12 protein-coding genes are annotated in these 15,703 nt (G+C 70.9%); 3 read left to right on the plus strand and 9 right to left on the minus strand.

Annotation, left to right across the window (positions count from 1 at the left end; genetic code table 11):
• The first annotated feature begins 664 nt into the window (after positions 1-664).
• Positions 665-1,885, plus strand: coding sequence for an ABC transporter ATP-binding protein (locus HNR23_RS10450; protein WP_184075389.1), 1,221 nt, complete (start codon positions 665-667; stop codon positions 1,883-1,885).
• Between the two features lie 90 nt (positions 1,886-1,975).
• On the opposite strand, the gene HNR23_RS10455 is transcribed toward HNR23_RS10450, so the two are convergent.
• The 8 genes from HNR23_RS10455 to HNR23_RS10490 all read right to left on the minus strand — a co-directional run bounded on the left by HNR23_RS10455 (position 1,976) and on the right by HNR23_RS10490 (position 10,260).
• Positions 1,976-2,911, minus strand: coding sequence for a carbohydrate ABC transporter permease (locus HNR23_RS10455; RefSeq protein WP_184075390.1), 936 nt, complete (start codon positions 2,909-2,911; stop codon positions 1,976-1,978).
• A gap of 43 nt (positions 2,912-2,954) precedes the next feature.
• Positions 2,955-4,325, minus strand: coding sequence for a carbohydrate ABC transporter permease (locus HNR23_RS10460; protein WP_184075391.1), 1,371 nt, complete (start codon positions 4,323-4,325; stop codon positions 2,955-2,957).
• 54 nt (positions 4,326-4,379) lie between these two features.
• Positions 4,380-5,708, minus strand: coding sequence for an ABC transporter substrate-binding protein (locus tag HNR23_RS10465; RefSeq protein WP_184075392.1), 1,329 nt, complete (start codon positions 5,706-5,708; stop codon positions 4,380-4,382).
• The gene (locus tag HNR23_RS10470) at positions 5,701-6,945 is read right to left on the minus strand and encodes a sn-glycerol-3-phosphate ABC transporter ATP-binding protein UgpC (protein WP_184075393.1); all 1,245 of its coding nucleotides are present in this window, start codon (positions 6,943-6,945) and stop codon (positions 5,701-5,703) included. Before HNR23_RS10470 ends, HNR23_RS10465 begins: the two co-directional genes overlap by 8 nt.
• Positions 6,946-7,225: 280 nt before the next feature.
• Positions 7,226-8,380, minus strand: coding sequence for an acyl-CoA dehydrogenase family protein (locus tag HNR23_RS10475; RefSeq protein ID WP_184075394.1), 1,155 nt, complete (start codon positions 8,378-8,380; stop codon positions 7,226-7,228).
• Positions 8,381-8,541: 161 nt separating this feature from the next.
• Positions 8,542-8,811 (minus strand): type II toxin-antitoxin system mRNA interferase toxin, RelE/StbE family, encoded by a 270-nt coding sequence (locus HNR23_RS10480; RefSeq protein ID WP_184075395.1) that lies wholly within the window; start codon positions 8,809-8,811, stop codon positions 8,542-8,544.
• Positions 8,808-9,077 (minus strand): type II toxin-antitoxin system Phd/YefM family antitoxin, encoded by a 270-nt coding sequence (locus tag HNR23_RS10485; RefSeq protein ID WP_184075396.1) that lies wholly within the window; start codon positions 9,075-9,077, stop codon positions 8,808-8,810. The genes HNR23_RS10480 and HNR23_RS10485 overlap by 4 nt, the downstream gene beginning before the upstream one ends.
• A gap of 28 nt (positions 9,078-9,105) precedes the next feature.
• Positions 9,106-10,260 carry a glycosyltransferase family 4 protein gene (locus HNR23_RS10490; protein ID WP_184075397.1) on the minus strand — a complete coding sequence of 385 codons (1,155 nt, stop codon included), beginning with the start codon at positions 10,258-10,260 and terminating at the stop codon, positions 9,106-9,108.
• Positions 10,261-10,416: 156 nt separating this feature from the next.
• On the opposite strand from HNR23_RS10490, the gene HNR23_RS10495 reads away from it, so the two are divergent.
• Both HNR23_RS10495 and HNR23_RS10500 read left to right on the plus strand, forming a co-directional pair.
• Complete coding sequence (locus HNR23_RS10495) at positions 10,417-12,063, plus strand: glycoside hydrolase family 13 protein (protein ID WP_184075398.1); 1,647 nt, start codon at positions 10,417-10,419, stop codon at positions 12,061-12,063.
• A 142-nt stretch (positions 12,064-12,205) separates the two neighbouring features.
• Entirely contained in the window at positions 12,206-12,532 is a 327-nt protein-coding gene (locus HNR23_RS10500; protein WP_184075399.1) for a nuclear transport factor 2 family protein, read from the plus strand.
• A gap of 274 nt (positions 12,533-12,806) precedes the next feature.
• Here the strand turns inward: HNR23_RS10500 and HNR23_RS10505 are convergent, their stop codons facing one another.
• Positions 12,807-15,665 (minus strand): DEAD/DEAH box helicase, encoded by a 2,859-nt coding sequence (locus HNR23_RS10505; RefSeq protein WP_184075400.1) that lies wholly within the window; start codon positions 15,663-15,665, stop codon positions 12,807-12,809.
• Between the last annotated feature and the right edge of the window lie 38 nt (positions 15,666-15,703).

The raw sequence follows: 15,703 nt of genomic DNA on the forward strand, positions 1-15,703 counted from the left end.
TCTCGTCGGCGGCGAGCGCGGAGACCGTTGTCTACTGGATGTCCGGGCCTTTTCCGGGTCCAACCCCCCGCCCGGTCGCGGAACCCCGATTCCCGCCGAACCTCCGACCGCACCTGGTGCGTGGTGCGACGTCCGGTAAGACGAGAAGCGGACCGGTCGACCGGTCCGTCCAGTGCTGGACTGGTCAGTAGATTACCCAGACTCCCGGCCCTCCGCTGCAACCCCCGCTGCCCGTGTCGGGCCTCGGTCCGCGCCCGCGGGCGCGAAGACCGGGCATTGCCGCCCAAGGCCGTCGAGCGCACGAAGTGACTGGAATCGGATAACCGCCGACAGGCTAACGCACCTGCCGAATCCGTGCCAGTCCAGCCGCTCCGCCCCTTGTACGAGCAGTGTATTCACCGTGGTAGGGGGACGCCGACCGGGCGGCGGGTCACCGCGCGGCCGGGGACCGCGGGAACCTCCGACGCCTCGGCCCCCACCTCCCCCGCGATCGGCATATCTCACATCATGGAACCTGGATGATCGAAATCCTGCAAACTCTCGACAGAAGATGCCCGTTTGGTGTTCACTTGAAGCAGCGATTCGAAAAGAATCGATCATCAACGCGAAGCAGCCGCTCGTTCCGGGCCTCCGGGCGGGCCACGAGCACGGGAGATGGTCGCCCATGGCGAAGATCGTCCTCGACGGCGTCGACAAGGTGTACTCGGGCAACGTCAAGGCCGTCGACGATCTCAACCTGGAGATCGACGACGGCGAGTTCATGGTCCTGGTCGGCCCGTCCGGCTGCGGCAAGTCCACCGCGCTGCGGATGATCGCCGGGCTGGAGGAGATCACCGACGGCGACCTGCACATCGGCGACCAGGTGGTCAACGACCTCCCGCCCAAGGACCGGGACATCGCCATGGTCTTCCAGAACTACGCGCTCTACCCGCACATGACGGTCGAGCAGAACCTCGCCTTCGGCCTGAAGCTGCGCAAGATCCCCAAGCCCGAGATCAAGCAGCGGGTCGACCAGGCCGCCGCCATGCTCGGGCTGGAGCCCTACCTCAAGCGCAAGCCCGCCGCGCTCTCCGGCGGCCAGCGCCAGCGCGTCGCGATGGGCCGGGCCATCGTCCGCGAACCCCAGGCCTTCCTGATGGACGAGCCGCTGTCCAACCTGGATGCCAAGCTCCGCGTCCAGATGCGGGCCTCCCTCAACCAGCTGCACGAGCGCCTGGGTGTGACCACCGTCTACGTCACCCACGACCAGGTCGAGGCGATGACGCTGGGCGACCGCGTCGCCGTGCTGCGCGACGGCCGCCTCCAGCAGGTCGACACCCCCAAGAACCTCTTCGACAACCCCGTCAACCTGTTCGTCGCCGGGTTCATCGGCTCACCCGCCATGAACTTCGTCCTGGCCGAGCTGCAGCAGGACGGCGACGGCGCGCAGCTGAAGTTCGCCGACCACACGCTGCCCGTGCCGCCCGCCGAGCTCGACGCCCGCCAGGGCCTGCGCGATTACCTGGGCCGCCAGATCATCCTCGGGCTGCGCCCCTCCGACTTCGAGGACGAGGCGATCTCCTCGCACGGTTCCGCGGCGATGACCGTCACCGCCGACGTCACCGAGGAGCTCGGCACCGAGATCAACGTCATCTTCACCGTGAACGCGCCGCCCGTGCAGCACGAGGACGCCGCGGCGCTGGCCGCCGACGCGGCCGGGGACGGTGAGGAGGCCGAGTCGGCCGCGCTGCCGCTGGGCGGGGACAAGACGCTGTTCACCGCCCGGGTCAGCCCGCGCAGCGGGGTCCGCCCCGGCCAGGCGGCCACGCTCAGCGTCGACGTCACCCAACTGCACTACTTCGACCGGGAGAGCGGGCTGGCCATCGGCCACCCCGCCAACCGCTGAGCCCGTCCCCACACGTACCGCCCGGCCCGGTAGGGTGCGCCGCCGCGTCCCGCCGGGCCGCGCCGTTCGCGCGCGGGGACGGGGCCGGCGCTATTTGACCGCGCCGGCCATGACGCCCTGCACGAAGTAGCGCTGGAAGGCGAAGAACACCACCAGGGGCACCACCATGGACAGGAACGCCCCGGAGGAGATGACGTCGATGTTGGCGCCGAACTGCCGCATCTCCGACTGCAGGGCCACGGTCATCGGCTGGTTGGCCGCGTCGGCGAACACCAGCGCCACCAGCAGGTCGTTCCACACCCACAGGAACTGGAAGATCCCCAGCGACGCGATGGCGGGGCCGCCCAGCGGGAGGATCACCCGGCGGAAGACGGTCAGCTCCCGGCCGCCGTCCATCCGGGCCGCCTCCAGCAGGTCACGCGGGATCGCGGCGAAAAAGTTGCGCAGCAGGAAGATGGCGAAGGGCAGCCCGAACCCCACGTGGAACAGCACCACGCCGGCGATCGAGCCGTAGATCCCCAGCGGGCCGTACACCTGCGCGATGGGGATCAGCGCCACCTGCAGCGGCACCACCAGCAGCCCGACCACGCCCAGGAAGAGCCAGTCACGGCCGGGGAACTCCATCCACGCGAACGCGTAGGCGGCCAGCGACGCGATCACCACGATCAGCACCGTGGCCGGGACCGTGATGAGGATCGTGTTGAAGAACGAGCCGACGAACGCCGCGTTGTCCAGCAGGCCCGCGTAGTTCTCCAGGGTGAGCCGCGTGGGCTCGGCCAGGACCGTCCACCACCCCGACGCGGCGTTGTCCTGCGGGGTGCGGAGGCTGGAGACGAACAGACCCAGCGTGGGCAGCAGCCAGAACAGGGCGATGAGCACCAGCAGCACCTGGACCGCGCCCGAGCTCACGCGGGCCACGATCCGCGCCGCCAGGGTCCGCTGCGGCCCGCCCTCGGCCGCAGCGCCGCCGCCCGGTGACGGGGGCGCCCCCGGCCCGCCCCGGCGCGTGTCCTCGCGTGTACTCATCGGCTCGCCTCCGATTCCGCCGGTCCCGCCCGGCCCGGCATCCTCACTGGTTCTCCCGCCGGAACCGCCGGATCTGGAACACCATCGCGGGGACCACCAGCGCGAGCAGGAACACCGCCAGCGCGCTGCCCAGCCCCTGGTCGTTCCCGCCGCCGAAGGACACCCGCCACATCTCCACGGCCAGCACGTTGGCGTCGCGCTGCACCGACCCGGGCGCGATGATGAACACCAGGTCGAAGATCTTCAGCACGTAGATCATGAGCGTGACGAACACGACCAGCAGCACCGGGGACAGCAGCGGCACGGTGACCCGGCGGAACACCTGCCACTCGGTGGCCCCGTCGACGCGGGCGGCCTCCAGCGCGTCGCGCGGGATCGCCGCGAGCCCGGCCGCGATCAGCACCATCGCGAACCCCGCCCACACCCACAGGTAGGCGCCGATGATCGACGGGGTGATGAGGGTGGGACCGAGCCAGGTGAGGCCGCGGTAGGGCTCGGTGAAGTTGTCCGCGGCGAGTCGCAGGGTGTAGGGGCCGTCCGTGTCCGGCCCGGTGATCTCGAACGTACCGTTTCCCTCGGTGAACGCCTCACCGACCACCTCGCCGTCGCGCAGCGCCTGCACCCGCATGTCGGGCAGGCCGAACTCGGTGGGGTCGATGACGCCCTCCTCACCGCCCCCACCGCGGGTGAAGTCGAGCCACACGGTCCCGGTCAGGCCGTCGGCGGCGGCCGGCGCCGGCGCCGCGGGCTTGGCGCCGCCGGGCAGGTCGTCGGCCTGCACGCCGACGAGCGGCAGCAGCACGCTCTCCCCCGGGCGCACCTCGCCGACGAGCTCATAGCCTCCCCCGGGCGCCTCGGTGAGCGGCGCCTCGGGGCGCGGGCGGGCGTCGGGGTAGACGGCGGACGGGGAGACCGTGTCCTGGACGGTGGTGATGATCGCGTTGGCAAGGCCCCGTTCGGGGTCCTGCTCGTAGACGAGCCGGAAGATCACGCCGGAGGCCAGGAAGGAGATGGCCATCGGCATGAACACGACGACCTTGAACGCCGTGGACCAGCGGATGCGTTCGGTCAGCACCGCGAAGACCAGGCCGGTGAAGGTCACCACGACGGGGGCCACCACGACCCAGATGACGTTGTTGCGCAGCGCGATGAACGTCTCCGGGTTGGTGAACATCGTGAGGTAGTTGCCGAGCCCGACGAACTCCAGTCCCGGGGCGTCCCACAGGCTCCGGTACACGGAGAAGAGGATGGGATAGACCATGTAGGCGCCGAGGAAGAGCAGCGCCGGCAGCAGGAAGACGAGGGCCCGCCATGGGGGCGGCCCCAGGCGGCCCGTGCCGCCGGGCGGCGGTTCGCTCCCGGGTGCGGGCGCCTCCGCCCCCGGCCCGCCCGGAGATGTTCCGGTCGTCGCCATCGAACCTCGCTTTCCGGCCGGCCGGCACCCCGAACCCCTGCGGCTGGGGCTCCTCTAGGACTCCGAGGCGGCCTTCTCCAGCGCCTCGGCCGCGGCCTCGGGGTCGGTGGTGCCGCGCAGCAGGTCCTGCAGGATCGACCACATGCCCCGGCCCTCGGTCGCGCCGAACCGGCTGGGCACCTGGTCGGAGAGGTCGTAGCGGACGTCGTCCCCGGCCGCGAGGATGGTCTCGGACAGGCCCCGGGTGAACTCGTCGGCATAGGCGTCGGCCGGAACCTCGGAGTTGGCCGACAGGTAGCCGCCGAGTCCGGCCCAGGTGGTCTGCGCCTCGGGCGAGGCCAGGTAGGCCATCAGCTCCCGGACGCCCTCGTCGTCGGTCATGGCCACGGCGATGTCGCCCCCCACGACCACGGGCGCCTCGTCGCCGACCGCGGGGAACGGGAACGCGACGGCGTCGCCGCCCACCGTGGCGCCCGCCTCCGCGGCGCTGGCGCCGACGAAGTCGCCCTCGAAGACCATGGCCGCGGCCTTCTGGCCGTAGACGTCGGATACGCAGGACGGGAAGTCGGTCTGCACGGCGCCCTTCCGGCCGCCCTTCATCATGTCGTCGTCGCCCCATACCTCGTCGAGCTTGGTGAGGGTGCGCACCACGGTGTCGTCGGTCCAGGGGATCTCGTGCTCGGCGAGCTTGTCGTAGTTCTCCGGCCCGGCCTCGGAGAGGTAGGCGTTCTCGAACCAGTCGGTGAGCGTCCAGCCCGAGGCACCGCACATCGCGAACGGGGTGATGCCGGCGTCGGAGAGAGTGGCGGCGGTGGTGCCGACGAGCTCGTCCCAGGTGTCCGGCGGTGTCACCCCGGCGTCGTCGAAGGCGTCGGGCCGGTACCAGATGATCGACTTGTGGGCGGCCTTGAGCAGCACGCCGTAGGGTTCGCCGTCGACGGACCCCAGGTCGCGCCAGTAGTCGGTGTAGTTGTCCTCCAGTGCGGTGGCCGCCTCACCGGTGAGGGGCTTGAGCGCGCCCTGCTCGGCGTACTCCCGGACCAGGCCGGGCTGCGGGAGGGCGGCGATGTCCGGCGGCTCCCCGGCCTCGATCTTGGGACCGAGGTAGGCGCCGGTGTCCTCACCGGTGGCCTCGTAGTTGACGGTGGCCCCGGTGTCCCGCTCGAAGGCGGCCAGGACCTCCTCGAAGTTCTTCTGCTCCGCGCCGGTCCACTTCGCGGCGACCGTCAGGGTGACGCCGTCGAGGTCCCCGGCCTCGCCGGTGGGGCCGGTGCCCGGACTGCATGCGGTCGCCGCCAGCAGCCCCCCGAGGGCGGCCGCGGCCAGGCCGCGGGTTCGCCACGGTCTGCGCGGGCTCGGTGCGTTCGACGTGTGCTCAGGCATGTGTGCCCTCCCTGTCACTGCTGCGGGACACCGGGTCCCCCCAGATGCCCGCACCCGTTTCGGGGTCGAAGAAGTACAGTCGCGCCGTGTCGACGCGGACCCGCACCGGCCGCCCCGTCGCGGTGGGCGAGCGCGGGCTGAAGCGTGCCGTGATGTCGGTTCCGGTTCCGGCCGCGGCATCGGCGTCCACATCCGCACCGACGTCGCGGGCGAGTTCGCGGGTGTCCTCGGTGACGACGGGCGGGGCGTCCAGGCGGAAGTGCACGAGGAGTTCGGAGCCCAGCGCCTCGACGAGATCGGTGGTGGAGTCCAGCACGGCCCCGTCGGCGTCGGCGGAGAGCTCGGCGTCCTCCATGTCCTCGGGCCGGATGCCGACCGCGATCTCGCGCCCCACGAAGGGGTCCAGGCCGCGTTCGCGCACGGTCGCGGCGGGCACGTCCAGCGTCTGCCCGCCCAGGACCAGCCGGGCACCGCCGTCCTCAGGGCCGCCGGATTCCAGCCGCCCCTGCAGCAGGTTCATCGCCGGGGAACCGATGAACCCGGCGACGAAGATGTTGGCGGGGCGCTCGTAGAGCTCCTGGGGCGGGGCGACCTGCTGCAGGACGCCCTTCTTCAGCACGGCGACGCGGTCGCCCAGCGTCATCGCCTCGACCTGGTCGTGGGTGACATAGACGGTGGTGACGCCGAGGTCACGCTGGATGCGGGAGATCTCCGCGCGCATCTGCACCCGCAGCTTGGCGTCCAGGTTGGACAGGGGCTCGTCCATCAGGAACGCCTTGGGGTTGCGGACGATGGCCCGGCCCATGGCCACCCGCTGGCGCTGCCCGCCCGAGAGGTTGCGGGGCCTGCGGTCGAGGTGCTCGGTGAGCCCCAGTGTCGCGGCGGCCTCCTCGACCCGGGCCTTGATCTCGGCTTTGGGACGTTTGCGCAGCTGCAGGCCGAAGCCGATGTTGTCCCGGACCGACAGGTGGGGGTAGAGGGCGTAGCTCTGGAAGACCATGGCGACGTCGCGGTCGCGGGCGGGGGTGCGGTTGACGACGCGGTCGCCGATGGTGAGGGTGCCGGCGGTGATCTCCTCCAGCCCGGCGACCATGCGCAGCGCGGTGCTCTTACCGCAGCCGGAGGGGCCGACGAGGACGAGGAACTCCCCGTCGCCGATGTCGAGGTCGAGGCCGCTCACCGCGCTGGTGCCGTCAGGGTAGGTCTTCGAGACCCCCGCCAGCTGGACTCTCGCCACGATCCGCCTCCATCGGCCTCACTATGGGCGCCCCGTGGGGGCGCGGGTCCGACCTCCGGGACACCGGCGAGTGCGACGTGTGCCCCGCTGGCTCCTGAACATGTCGTATCAGCGAATGTTCACACATAACAGAGGCCGGAATCCCCTGTTACCAATCCGTGTCGGGCAATCGGTTCCCCTGCTACAGGGGTGGTTGCCGCGCCGGGTACGGCAACCGTTCGCAGCGTGGACGGCATCGCTCGACGACGGGATCAGCACCGACCCGGCGCGGCCGGGCCGGTCATTCCCCCCTGGCGAGATGGCGGCCGATGACCAGGCGCTGGATCTGGTTGGTGCCCTCGACGATCTGCAGCACCTTCGCCTCGCGCATGAGCCGCTCGACCGGGAAGTCGCGGGTGTAGCCGTAGCCGCCGAGGACCTGGACGGCGTCGGTGGTCACCCGCATCGCGGTGTCGGTGGCGAACAGCTTGGCCATGGCGGCCTGCCGGCCGAAGGGCCGGCCGGCGTCGCGCCTGCGGGCGGCCGCGAGGTACAGCTCGCGGGCCGCCTCGACCCCGGTGGCCATGTCGGCGAGCATGAAGCTCAGGCCCTGGAACTCGACGATGGGCCGACCGAACTGCTCGCGCTCGCGCGCGTAGGCGAGGGCGGCGTCCAGGGCGGCCTGGGCGACCCCGACCGCGCAGGCGGCGATGCCCAGGCGCCCGGAGTCCAGGGCGGCGAGCGCGATGGGGAACCCCTGGCCCTCCGCACCGATGCGGGCGTCGGCCCCGACCTCGGCGCCGTCGAAGCGCATGACGGCGGTGGGCGACGCGCTCATCCCCATCTTCTTCTCCGGTGCGTCGGCGGAGACGCCGGGAGTGGCGGCGGGGACGTGGAAGCAGCTGATGCCCTGGCTTCCGGAGTCGGGGGCGCCGGTGCGGGCGAACAGCGTGTAGAAGTCGGCGTGCCCGCCGTGCGTGATCCACGACTTCGCCCCGTCGATCCGGTACCCGGAGTCGGTGGCCTGCGCGCGGGTGGACAGCGCGGCGGCATCCGACCCGGAGTGGGCCTCGGACAGGCAGTAGGCCCCGAGCAGCTCGCCGCCGAGCATGTCGGGCAGCAGCGCGGCACGCTGCTCCTCGGTGCCGTAGGCGGCCACCGGGAAGCAGGACAGCGTGTGCACGCTCAGCCCGAGCCCGACGGCCAGCCAGGAGGTGGCGAGCTCCTCGACGACCTGCAGGTAGACCTCGTAGGGCTGGTCCCCGCCGCCGTACTCGGAGGGGTAGGGAAGACCGAGGAGCCCCGAGCGGCCGAGCAGCGTGAAGAGGTCGCGGGGAAACGCGGCATTCTCCTCATCGGCCGCAACACGCCCCGAGAGCTCCTTGCTCGCCACTTCCCGAACAAGCTCCAGCAGGTCTGCTGCCTCCGACGTCGGAAGCGTGCGGTCCACGGCCATGTGTTCCTCTCCTACGCCACGGACGACCGAGCATTTAGTAGGTCGTCCAACTATATCGTGACGCAGAGCACCCTATCCCACGATACGTCCGAACCCGGCAGCACCCCAGAGTTCAGACAAGAGGCCGCAATTCAGTCAGCCGGGCACATGGGCCACGTCTCTCACAAGCGACGCTTATAGATCTCAGATCGGTGTCCGACCTCGACCACCCAGATGATCAACTCTCCGTTGTCGACCGTATAAATGACGCGATAGTCACCCACCCGCAGCCGCCGCCGCTCAGGCCGAGAGACCATAGAGGTCGAGTTGCAACCATATGGGTCCGCTTGCAACTCAGTGAGCTTGCGAAGGATGGTCATCGCGGGGCGCTTCGGGATCTTGCGGAGGTCGCGCCGAGCCTCCTCATGGAACCTGGTGCGGAAGGTGGTCACTCAGACCTCGCCAGGGTCTCAGCGATCACGTCCTCAAGCGGCACGCCGGGACCAGGGTCGGACATACGCTCGTCGACGATCCGGTTGAGGTGCTCCTCTTCCCACTGCAAGAACAGGCGCAACGCGTCGATGGGGATGATCGCCCCGACCTCCTTGCCTCGACGCGTGATGACCGTCGGGGACTCAGTGGAGTTCACGCGGTCGATAACTTCGGACAGGTGGTCACGTAGGTCGCGAATCGATTCGCTGGGGAGTCGCTCTTCCATGTACCGATAGTACCAACGGTACACATCCCTATGCGGCTCGAAAGAGTTCTTCGAGGCGCTCGGCTGACATATCCCAGGTCCACTCCTTCAACACGCGTTCCCGGCCGCGTTGGCCCATGGCCTTGGCGTAGTCCGGGTCGCTGAGGAGGCGGACGAGTTTGGTGGCGAGGGGGCGGGGTTCGCGGCCGTCGACGACGAAGCCGGTTTCGCCGTGGCGGACGGTGTCCGGGGCTCCGCCGGACGAGCCGACCAGCACGGGCAGCCCGCTCGCGGCCGCCTCCAAGAAGACGATGCCCAGGCCCTCCGCCTCCAGGCCCGCCTTCCGCGTGCGGCACGGCATGGCGAACACGTTCGCGGCCGCGTAGAACGACGGCATCTCGTCGTGGCCGTGGCTGCCGGCGAAGACCACCTCCTCGCCGACGCCCGCCCAGGAGGCGAGCCGGCGCAGGCGCTTCTCATCGGGGCCGCTCCCGACGACGACCAGGCGCGCGTTCGGGATCGCCTGGCGCACCCACGTCATCGCGCGGATCAGCGTGTCGACGCCCTTGCGCGGGACCAGGCGGCACGCGCACAGGATGACCGGCCCCTCCCCCAGCCCGTACCGCTCCCGGACCGGGGTCCCGTCGCCCTTCGCGGTGAACGCCTTCGGGTCGACGCCCGGGGCGAGTCGGGCCATCCGCTCGCGGTCCACCGGCCGCAACGCCCGCCCGATCTCGTCGCGGGTGAAGTCGCCCAGGTAGGTCATGACGTCGACCTTCTCCCCGATGCGCCGCAGCACCGAACTCGCCCCCGGCACCCGCGCCCACCACACCTCGTGGCCGTGCGACATCGCGATGATCCGCCGCGCGCCCGCGTCGCGCAGACCGCCCGCCAGCAGCCCCAGCGGCGCCGCCGCGCCCACCAGCACACGCTCGCACCCATGCTGGTCCAGCAGCTCGGCCGCCCGCCGCGCCACTCTTCGCGTCGGCAGCAGCATCCGCGAGGTGTCGCGGACCACCGGGAACGGCTGCTGCCCGTCGAAGCGGCGCTCCGCCTCCTCCTGCCCCTCGGTCCGCGAGGTATAGACGACCACGCCCCCGCCGTCCGCCCCGGGCATGCGCCGAGCCATCTCGTAGCAGAACGTCTCGATCCCGCCCCGACGTGGCGGGAAGTCGTTGGTGATGAGCAGAGTGCGCGGTTGCATGGGGCAAAGACCTACATTCCGGCCCGGAGACGGAAGGGAGACGGACTCGTCCGCGCGACGACGGCGAGCCATCCCGGACGATACCCCGTCCCACCCCCACCGAAGACCTGGCACATGGACGTTTCCCCGGTGATACCACGGGACATCACCACCGGCATGAGCGCTCCCCGAGACACCCCCGCGAACGACGAGTGGTGGCGCGACGCCGTCATCTACCAGATCTACCCGCGCAGCTTCGCCGACGGCGACGACAACGGCACCGGTGACCTGGCCGGCGCGACGCAGCGCCTCGGGCACCTCGCCGACCTGGGTGTCGACGCCGTGTGGCTGTCCCCTTTCTACCCGTCCCCCATGGCCGATGGCGGCTACGACGTGGCCGACCACCGCGATGTCGACCCGCGCTTCGGCTCCCTGCCCGACTTCGACGCCCTGGTGGAGGCCGCGCACGCGCGCGGGATCCGCGTCTACATCGACATCGTCCCGAACCACACCTCCTCGGCGCACCCCTGGTTCCAGGCGGCTCTGGCCGCTCCGAAAGGGTCGCCGGAGCGCGACCGCTACGTCTTCCGCGACGGCCGCGGCGCCGACGGCGACAGCCCGCCGAGCAACTGGGCGTCGCGGTTCGGCGGCCCGGCCTGGTCGCGGACGGCCGACGGGCAGTGGTACCTGCACCTGTTCCACCAGGACCAGCCGGACCTCGACTGGTCCTCCCCCGCGGTACGCGCGGAGTTCGAGGACATCCTGCGGTTCTGGTGCCGACGCGGCGTCGACGGTTTCCGGATCGATGTCGCCTACGCCATGGCCAAGGACCTCGACGAGCCGCTGCGCGACGTCGTCATGGTCCCGGCGCATGCCGATGAGGTCGCGGCCAACCCCGACCACCCGTTCCTCGACCGGCCCGAAGTGCGGGAGATCCACCGCGAGTGGCGGCGGGTCCTTGACTCCTTCACGCCGCCGCGCGTCGCCATCGGCGAGATCTGGCTGCCGACCGACCGGCGGGTGCGCTACCTGGGACCGGACAAGCTGCACCAGACGTTCGACTTCGACTTCCTGCTGTGCCCGTGGGACGCGGCGGCCTACCGCGAGGTGATCGACGAAGCGGTGCGCGGCGCGACCGCCGCAGGGAGCGTGCCCACGTGGGTGCTGGGCAACCACGACACCGTGCGTCCGGCCACGAGGTTCGCGCTGCCGCCGGGCACCGACCCCGTGGCCTGGTTGATGAGCGATGGCACCGAGCCGCCCGCCGACCCCGCCACAGGCCTGCGCCGCGCGCGGGCGGCGGCGCTGCTGAAGCTGGCACTGCCCGGTTCGGCCTACATCTACCAGGGTGAGGAGTTGGGCCTGCCGGAGGTCGCCGATCTCCCCCGCGACCGGCTGCAGGACCCGGTGTGGGAGCGCAGCGGGCACAGCGCCAAAGGCAGGGACGGCTGCCGGGTCCCCATCCCCTGGGAGAAGTCCGGCCCGTCACTCGGCTTCGGCCGCGCGACCGGGTGGCTCCCCCAACCCGAGGGGTGGGCGGAGCTGTCCGTGGCGGCCCAGACCGGAGACCCCGGTTCCACCCTGGAGATGTACCGCACGGCGCTGCGCGCCCGGCGCGCGCTCACGCATGACAGGGCGTTGGTCTGGGACCCCGTACTGAACACGGGCCACACCCTCGCCTTCCGCCGCGACGACCACCTGGTCATCGTCAACACCGGGAGCGCCCCGATCCCACTGCCCCGGGGCGAGGTCGTGGTCGCCAGCGCGGAGCTGCCGGGCGGCGATATCCCGGCGGACACGTCGGTCTGGCTTCGAACCGGGTGACCCGTTCACCCGGCGCCACCGTCCCTTCCAGGCCGCCTTTGCGCGGCCTGGACCACGGATTTGCCGTCGCTGGGGAGAGCCCGCGGCCGCTGCCGGGCAGGCTTCTCACCGACGTGTCCGCAGCTGGGAAGGAAGGTCCGCGATGTCCGAAGCCGTACTTCCTCCGCCCCTGGATCGCTTTTGGGCGGCGGTGAACAACGGAGACTCCCCGGGGTTTCTCGACTTCTTCGGTGCCGACGGGGTGGTCAACGACTGGGGCCGCGAGTTCAAGGGGCGCCACGAGATCTCCGGATGGAACGACCGGGAGTTCATCGGGGTGAACATGCGCTTCGACGCCCACAACGTGGAGCAGCGCGGCTCCGAGACCGTCGTCACCGGCCAGGTCACCAGTGACGGCTTCAACGGCCCGTCCACGTTCACCTTCGTCCTCGACGGCGACCAGATCAAGCTGATGCGGATCACCGCCTGAGGGTGACGAGTGCGCGCAAGCGGTGGTGCCCAACGGCCGCAGGCCCCAACACACCACCGGTGCAGCAAACGAGGAACCCGAAGGCGAGGAAAACACCGCCTGAGGGTGACGAGTGCGCGCAAGCGGTGGTGCCCAACGGCCGCAGGCCCCAACACACCACCGGTGCAGCAAACGAGGAACCCGCCTCCTCCGTTGATCTCGGGGATACTGGGGCGAAAATCGCCGCTGAGACCCCGTTATCTCCGAGATCGACGGAGGAGGCACCCCTGCGTGGTCAGCCCACCGACGAGTACGCCACGACACCGCGGCGGACGAGTTCGATGGCCTTGCGGGCGTTGCCGCGTACCTTGCTGTCCTCCGGGGCGGCGCCGGCGATCTGGCCGAGCATGTCGATCAGCTGCTTGGTGGTGCGCACGAAGTCCCCCGCCGGCATGTCGGCCTCCATCAGGATCCGGTCCAAGCGGTCGCCGCGCGCCCAGCGGTGGGTGATCCACACGAAGCCGAGGTCGGGGCGGCGCAGGAAGCCCACCTTGTGGCCGTACTCGACCTCGTGCAGCTCACCCCACAGCCGCTCCATCTCCTCCAGGACCTCGGCCGGGGCGCCGTCGGGCACGCGCGGGAACGGGTCGTCGTTGCGCCGCGACTCATACACCAGCGACGACACGCAGGTCGCCAGGTCCTGCGGGTCGAGTTCCTCCCACAGGCCGCGGCGCAGGCACTCGGCGATCAGCAGGTCGAGCTCGGAGTAGACCCGGGCGAGACGGCGCCCCTCCTCGGTGACGGTGTCGCCGTCGAGGTAGTGCAGGTCCTGCAGCACCCCGCACACACGGTCGAAGGTTCGGGCGATCACGTGTGAACGGCCCTCGACCCGGCGGCGCAGGCTCTCGGTCTCCTTCACCAGGCGGAAGTAGCGCTCGGCCCAGCGGGCGTGGTCCTCGCGGTCGGCGCAGCCGTGGCAGGGGTGGGCGCGCATCTCCCGGCGGATCCGGGTGATCTCGGGGTCCTCTCCCCCGCTGTCGCCCCGACCGCCCTTGGGGGGCCGCCCCTCCCCTCCGGTCTCGTTGAGGCGGTTGCGCAGCGACGAGGCGAGGTCGCGGCGGTCCTGCGCGGAGCGCGCGGAGAAGTTCTTCGGGATGCGCAGCCGCCCGGCAGGTTCCACCGGCACCGGGAAGTCGGCCGCGTTCACCCGCTTGACCTGCCGGTTGGAGGTCAGCACCAGCGGCGCGGGGACCTCGCCGCGGGTACCGGGGTCCAGTACCACGGCGAAGCCGGTGTGCCGCCCTGCGGGGACCCGGATGATGTCGCCCGGGCGCAGCCGCTCCAGACTGGCCACCGCCTCCTCTCGGCGCCGCGACGCCCGCCCCTTGGACGCCTGTGCCTCGCGGTCACTGAGGTCCCGGCGCAGCCGTGCGTAGTCCATGAAGTCGCCGAGGTGGCACTCGGCGGCCTTGGCGTAGCCCTCCAGCGCCTCCTCGTGCTTGCGCAGCTGCCGCACCAGGCCCACGACGGCGCGGTCGGCCTGGAACTGGGCGAAGGACGCCTCCAGCATGTTGCGGCTGCGCTCCCGGCCCACCTGGCCCACGAGGTTGACCGCCATGTTGTAGGACGGCTGGAAGCTGGAGTTCAGCGGGTAGGTGCGGGTGCTGGCCAGGCCCGCGACGGCCTCCGGGTCGGTGCCGGGCTGCCAGATGACCACCGCGTGCCCCTCGACGTCGATACCCCGCCGCCCGGCGCGCCCGGTGAGCTGGGTGTACTCCCCCGGGGTGAGCGCGGCATGGGTCTCGCCGTTCCACTTGTCCAGCTTCTCGATGACCACGGTGCGGGCCGGCATGTTGATGCCCAGCGCCAGCGTCTCGGTGGCGAACACCGCGCGGATCAGCCCGCGGGAGAACAGGGTCTCCACGACCTCCTTGAAGGTCGGCAGCAGGCCGGCGTGGTGGGCGGCCACACCATGCTCCAGTGCGCGCAGCCACTCGTGGTAGCCGAGGACGGCGAGGTCGGCGGGCGGGATGTCGGAGCACTGCCGCTCGGCGTACTCGCGGATCTCCTCGGCTTCCTCCGGGGTCGTCAGGGTGAGCCCGGAGGCCAGGCACTGGCGCACCGCGTCATCGCACCCGGCCCGGCTGAAGATGAACGTGATGGCGGGCAGCAGGCCATCGCGGTCCAGCTCGTCGATGATCTGCACCCGGCTGGGCGGCGCGAACTTGGCACGGGGCCGCGGCCCGCCGCGCGCCCGGTTCTGCGGGTGGCGGCGGCGGTGGGCGAGCTGGGTGATCCGGTCGTCCTCCTGGGCCAGTCGGATGAGCCGCGGGTTGATCCGCTGCTTCTCGCCGTTGAAGACGACCTCGACGCTCGGGCCGCCGTTCTCACGGCGGTCGCGCTTGCGCTTGCGCTTCCGGCCGCCGTCGCCGCCCGCACCGGCGCCGTCGCCTCCCTCGGCGGTCGCGTCCTCCAAGGGGACGAACAGGTCGTGGATGCGGTTGCCCGCCATCACGTGCTGCCACAGCGGTACCGGGCGCTTCTCGTCGACGATGACCGTGGTGTCGCCGCGCACCTGCTGCATCCACTCGCCGAACTCCTCGGCGTTGCTGACCGTAGCCGACAGCGCCGCGATCTGCACCGACTCCGGCAGGTGGATGATGACCTCCTCCCAGACCGCGCCGCGGAACCGGTCGGCGAGGTAGTGCACCTCGTCCATCACCACGTACCCGAGCCCGCCGAGCGTGTGCGACCCGGCGTAGAGCATGTTGCGCAGCACCTCGGTGGTCATGACCACGATCGGCGCCTCGCCGTTGACGCTGTTGTCCCCGGTGAGCAGGCCGACCCGTTCCTGGCCGTAGCGGCGCACCAGGTCGGTGTACTTCTGGTTGGACAGCGCCTTGATCGGAGTGGTGTAGAAGCACTTGGCGCCGTCGCGCAGCGCGAGGTGCACGGCGAACTCGCCGACGATGGTCTTGCCCGACCCGGTGGGCGCCGCCACCAGCACGCCGTGCCCCGACTCCAGCACCTTGCAGGCGCGGACCTGGAACGGGTCGAAGTCGAAGCCGTAGAGACCCTGGAACTCCTCGATCGTCCCGCTGGATTCGGCCTGGCGCCGACGGAATTCGGCGTAACGCGCGGCGTGCGTACTCATATCGATCAAGCCTATGGCGTAGAAACGGGTGGCGCGCA

The sequence above is a fragment of the Nocardiopsis mwathae genome (assembly GCF_014201195.1).
In the GTDB taxonomy this organism is placed as follows: Bacteria; Actinomycetota; Actinomycetes; order Streptosporangiales; family Streptosporangiaceae; genus Nocardiopsis_C; species Nocardiopsis_C mwathae.

Coding starts and splice junctions, on each gene's coding strand:
- HNR23_RS10505 (WP_184075400.1), bottom strand. CDS start 15,665: ATGAGTACGCACGCCGCGCGTTACGCCGAATTCCGTCGGCGCCAGGCC.
- HNR23_RS10450 (WP_184075389.1), top strand. CDS start 665: ATGGCGAAGATCGTCCTCGACGGCGTCGACAAGGTGTACTCGGGCAAC.
- HNR23_RS10455 (WP_184075390.1), bottom strand. CDS start 2,911: ATGAGTACACGCGAGGACACGCGCCGGGGCGGGCCGGGGGCGCCCCCG.
- HNR23_RS10475 (WP_184075394.1), bottom strand. CDS start 8,380: ATGGCCGTGGACCGCACGCTTCCGACGTCGGAGGCAGCAGACCTGCTG.
- HNR23_RS10465 (WP_184075392.1), bottom strand. CDS start 5,708: ATGCCTGAGCACACGTCGAACGCACCGAGCCCGCGCAGACCGTGGCGA.
- HNR23_RS10485 (WP_184075396.1), bottom strand. CDS start 9,077: ATGGAAGAGCGACTCCCCAGCGAATCGATTCGCGACCTACGTGACCAC.
- HNR23_RS10490 (WP_184075397.1), bottom strand. CDS start 10,260: ATGCAACCGCGCACTCTGCTCATCACCAACGACTTCCCGCCACGTCGG.
- HNR23_RS10495 (WP_184075398.1), top strand. CDS start 10,417: ATGAGCGCTCCCCGAGACACCCCCGCGAACGACGAGTGGTGGCGCGAC.
- HNR23_RS10460 (WP_184075391.1), bottom strand. CDS start 4,325: ATGGCGACGACCGGAACATCTCCGGGCGGGCCGGGGGCGGAGGCGCCC.
- HNR23_RS10500 (WP_184075399.1), top strand. CDS start 12,206: ATGTCCGAAGCCGTACTTCCTCCGCCCCTGGATCGCTTTTGGGCGGCG.